The 3,534-nt window shown below is 69.8% G+C and carries 4 protein-coding genes and 1 pseudogene; 4 read left to right on the plus strand and 1 reads right to left on the minus strand.

The features are described from left to right. Positions 1–61 precede the first annotated feature (61 nt). Positions 62–214 (plus strand): annotated as a pseudogene (locus Q0480_RS16150) (TOBE domain-containing protein); the annotation flags it as partial. A gap of 133 nt (positions 215–347) precedes the next feature. Here Q0480_RS16150 and Q0480_RS16155 read toward each other — a convergent pair. Beyond that, positions 348–737, minus strand: coding sequence for an SIP domain-containing protein (locus Q0480_RS16155; protein WP_299134466.1), 390 nt, complete (start codon positions 735–737; stop codon positions 348–350). A gap of 280 nt (positions 738–1,017) precedes the next feature. Here Q0480_RS16155 and Q0480_RS16160 point away from each other — a divergent pair, with 280 nt between their 5' ends. The 3 genes from Q0480_RS16160 (at position 1,018) to Q0480_RS16170 (ending at position 3,474) form a co-directional block, all read left to right on the plus strand. Next, positions 1,018–1,992: an ABC transporter substrate-binding protein gene (locus tag Q0480_RS16160; RefSeq protein ID WP_299134468.1), complete on the plus strand. Its 975-nt coding sequence runs from the start codon at positions 1,018–1,020 to the stop codon at positions 1,990–1,992. Between the two features lie 130 nt (positions 1,993–2,122). Further along, positions 2,123–2,839: an ABC transporter permease gene (locus Q0480_RS16165; RefSeq protein WP_299134473.1), complete on the plus strand. Its 717-nt coding sequence runs from the start codon at positions 2,123–2,125 to the stop codon at positions 2,837–2,839. A 20-nt stretch (positions 2,840–2,859) separates the two neighbouring features. Beyond that, complete coding sequence (locus Q0480_RS16170; RefSeq protein ID WP_299134470.1) at positions 2,860–3,474, plus strand: ATP-binding cassette domain-containing protein; 615 nt, start codon at positions 2,860–2,862, stop codon at positions 3,472–3,474. Positions 3,475–3,534 lie beyond the last annotated feature (60 nt).

Genomic DNA, 3,534 nt, shown 5'->3' on the forward strand with positions numbered 1-3,534 from the left:
ACATCCGGCAACCCATGGGAATCCCGCGCGAGTCAGGAGTTCGGGCGGCTGGTATAACAGGGGGGCGGTGACCAGCCATGTGCTCATAGATGTCGGCGGAACCGTCGTGACGGCCTCGATCACCAACGAGTCGGTCGAGGCGCTCGGTCTCACGGAAGGCGCCGCCGCCTACGCCGTCGTGAAGGCGAGCGACGTGATGATCGGCATCGACTAGAGCAATATCCAACCAGACGGAATCGTCTGGTGGTCAGGATATTGCGTCAAATCAAGACTCTGGAGTGGACGAACCGGCTTTGCCGGATCGGACTCCGCTCCGGGTCACCGCTTGCCGGCGCGGATGCGCCCGGTCAATTCACGATCAATCCTCGACTGTCACGTGAGCGTCGGCCGCGCCGCGAAGTCAGTAGCCGCTGGCACGCAGCCAATTGGGGCGGATGGCCGCGTATCCCGAGGACATGGGTCCGCGGCGCCTTCGCGACGCCCGCCTCCGCCGCGATCCAGACGAAGCCGTCGCCTTCCGCGAACGCGTGCCTTTCGAGCGCGGCCATTGGCGGCGCCGGGCTCGCCGCCTCCCCGACCGGGCGGTGCACCCAGAGCGCACGGTGCTCGGCGCGGGTGGCGAGGCCCTGCTCCTCCGCCGCGCCGGTGACGGCGACGAGGCTCGTGACGTGTGCGCCGGGCACCGTCGGTGGCTGGGGATGGGCGCGGCGGATGCCCGGCCACGATGGCGCCGTCATGGCGCGCGCGGACGGGACAAGGGAAGCCCCGCGCGCGTCCGCCCCATATCGGCGGCGGCGTGGAGCATGTGCTCGGCAAACCGCGCCCGGAGCGGTGAAGGTCCGACACGGTTTGGAAATCACGCCGCCCGGCGCTATCTCTGGCGGGCAAGCTGCGTCCTAAGTCTCATACCCGCCGCGACCAAAGGCGTATAGATTCCGGCGCAAGAACAGGGGCCGCCGCGTCGATGCCTCGGGCGGCTGACGGGAACGCGGGCCGGACGAAATCGGGAGGGGAAGCATGATCGGATTGAAGGGACTGGCCGCCTGCCTCGGGGCCGCCTTGATCGTTGGCGGCGCCGCGTTCGCGGACGCGCCGGTGCTGCGGATCGCCGCGCAGAAGGCCGGCACGGTGAACTGGGAGCTGGACACCATCAAGCGCAATGGCTTCGACACCGCGAACGGCTTCACGCTCGAGGTGATGGACGTGGCCGCCGGCCCGGCGGCGCAGGTCGCCTTCCAGGGCGGCGCGGTCGAGGCCATCGTCTCGGACTGGATCTGGGTCGCCCGCCAGCGCGCGGCCGGCGATGATTTCGTCTTCATTCCCTATTCCAAGGCGGTCGGCGGCCTGATGGTGCCCGGCGACAGCCCGGCCCAGACCCTCGCCGATCTCAAGGGCCAGAAGATCGGCGTCGCCGGTGGTCCGCTCGACAAGAGCTGGATGCTGCTGCGCGCCTATTCGGAAAAGGAATATGGCTTCGACCTCGCCGACGAGACGGAACAGGTGTTCGGCGCGCCGCCGCTGATCGCCGAGGTGGCCGAAAAGGGCGAGGTCGGCGGCGCGATCAATTTCTGGCATTTCCTCGCCAAGATGAAGGTCGCCGGCATGCGCGAACTGATCAGCGTCGATACCGCCGCCCAGGCGCTCGGGCTCGATCCCGAGACGCCGCTGCTCGGCTATGTGGTGCGCGGCGACTTCATGCGCGAGCATCCCGAGATGGTGGCGGGCCTCGCGAAGGCCTCGCACCAGGCGAAGGAGCTTCTGGCCAGCGATCCCGCCGCCTGGGAGGCGCTGCGGCCGATGATGAACGCGGCCGACGACGCGGAGTTCGAGGCGTTGAAGGCGGGCTTCATCGCCGGCACCCCGAGCGCCGCGCCGGTGGACGAGGCGGCGGCCGGCGAGATGCTGGCGCTGATGGCACGCATCGGCGGCGAGGAACTGGTCGGCACCGCCACCAGCCTGCCCGAGGGTCTCTTTGTCCAGCCGGGAAGCTGACCTGCCCGACCAGACGGCGTTTGGCGGGACGGCGATCGACGAAACGGGCAGCGGCCAGACCGGCGGAACCGTCGCGCCCCCGAGGACGGCGGGCCCGCTCTCGGGTGGTCCCTGGGTCGCGCTCGGCTCGATCGCCGCGTTGCTCCTTCTCTGGTGCGTGCTCTCCCTGCTGCAGACCAACCCCCGCCTGCTGCCGGGGCCCTGGGTCGTCGGGCCGCTGATCGCCCGCGAGGCCGCTTCCGGCGCGCTCTTCTCCAACATGGCCGCGACCCTGACCCGGGTCGCGCTTTCCTTCGTGCTCGCCATGGTGATCGGGTTGGCGCTCGGCCTCTTCATGGGTCGGAACCGGCGCGCGGACCGCTGGCTCGACCCCTGGCTCATCGTGTTCCTGAACCTGCCCGCGCTCGTCACCATCGTGCTCGCCTATCTCTGGATCGGACTCAACGAGACCGCCGCGGTGCTGGCCGTCGCGGCGAACAAGATCCCGACCGTGGTCGTCATGGTGCGCGAAGGCGCGCGCGCCCTCGATCCCCGGCTCGATGACATGGCCCGCGTTTTTCGCATGGGGCGTGTCGCCCGCCTGCGCCACGTGGTCGCGCCGCAACTCGCGCCCTATGTCGCGGCCGCCGGCCGCTCCGGCATCGCGCTGATCTGGAAGATCGTGCTGGTGGTGGAGTTCCTCGGCCGCTCGAATGGTGTCGGCTTCCAGATCCACCTCTATTTCCAGTTGTTCGACGTCGGCATGGTGCTCGCCTACGCGCTCAGCTTCATCGCGGTGATGCTGCTGATCGAGGCGCTGATCTTCCAGCCGTGGGAGCGTTGGGTGACCGCGTGGCGCCGCCCGTGACCGCCCCGCGTCACCGACCGATGAGCGCGCCGGTCCTCGACCTCGCGCTGCGCGCCAAGTTCTTCGGCGCGACGCGGGTGCTCGGCGCTCTGCGCCTCTCGATCGGCAAGGGCGAGATCGTCGCGCTGACCGGCGCCTCCGGCATCGGCAAGACCACGCTGCTGCGCATCCTCGCCGGCCTTGATACCGAGTTCGATGGCACGCTCCGGCGGCCGGAGCGGACGGCGATGGTGTTCCAGGAGCCGACCCTGCTGCCCTGGCGCGACGCCCGCGCCAATATCCGGCTGACCACCGGCGCCTCGGCCGATGCCGCCGACCGTCTGCTGGCCGAGGTCGGGCTCGAAGGCCGTGAGGAAGCACTGCCGCTCCAGCTCTCGCTCGGCCAGCGGCGCCGCCTCGCCTTCGCCCGCGCGCTGGCCGCCGCGCCCGAGCTCTTGCTGATGGACGAGCCCTTCGTCTCGCTGGACCCCGCCCGCGTCGAGGAGATGCTGACCCTGACCGCCCGCCTCCTCGCCGCGCGCGACACCGCGACAGTGTTCGTCACCCATTCACGCGCCGAAGCCGACCGCCTCGCGAGCCGCGTCGTCACCCTCGCCGGCACCCCGGCGGTGATCGTCGCGGACATGACGACCTAGAGCACTATCCAACCAGACGGAATCGTCTGGTGGTCAAGATATTGCGCTAAATCAAGACTC

The sequence above is a fragment of the uncultured Amaricoccus sp. genome, from assembly GCF_937891315.1.
Classification (GTDB): Bacteria; Pseudomonadota; Alphaproteobacteria; order Rhodobacterales; family Rhodobacteraceae; genus Amaricoccus.

Excerpts from the sequence above, each read along its gene's own strand:
- Q0480_RS16155 (WP_299134466.1), bottom strand. The coding sequence starts at position 737 with ATGACGGCGCCATCGTGGCCGGGCATCCGCCGCGCCCATCCCCAGCCA.
- Q0480_RS16160 (WP_299134468.1), top strand. The coding sequence starts at position 1,018 with ATGATCGGATTGAAGGGACTGGCCGCCTGCCTCGGGGCCGCCTTGATC.
- Q0480_RS16170 (WP_299134470.1), top strand. The coding sequence starts at position 2,860 with ATGAGCGCGCCGGTCCTCGACCTCGCGCTGCGCGCCAAGTTCTTCGGC.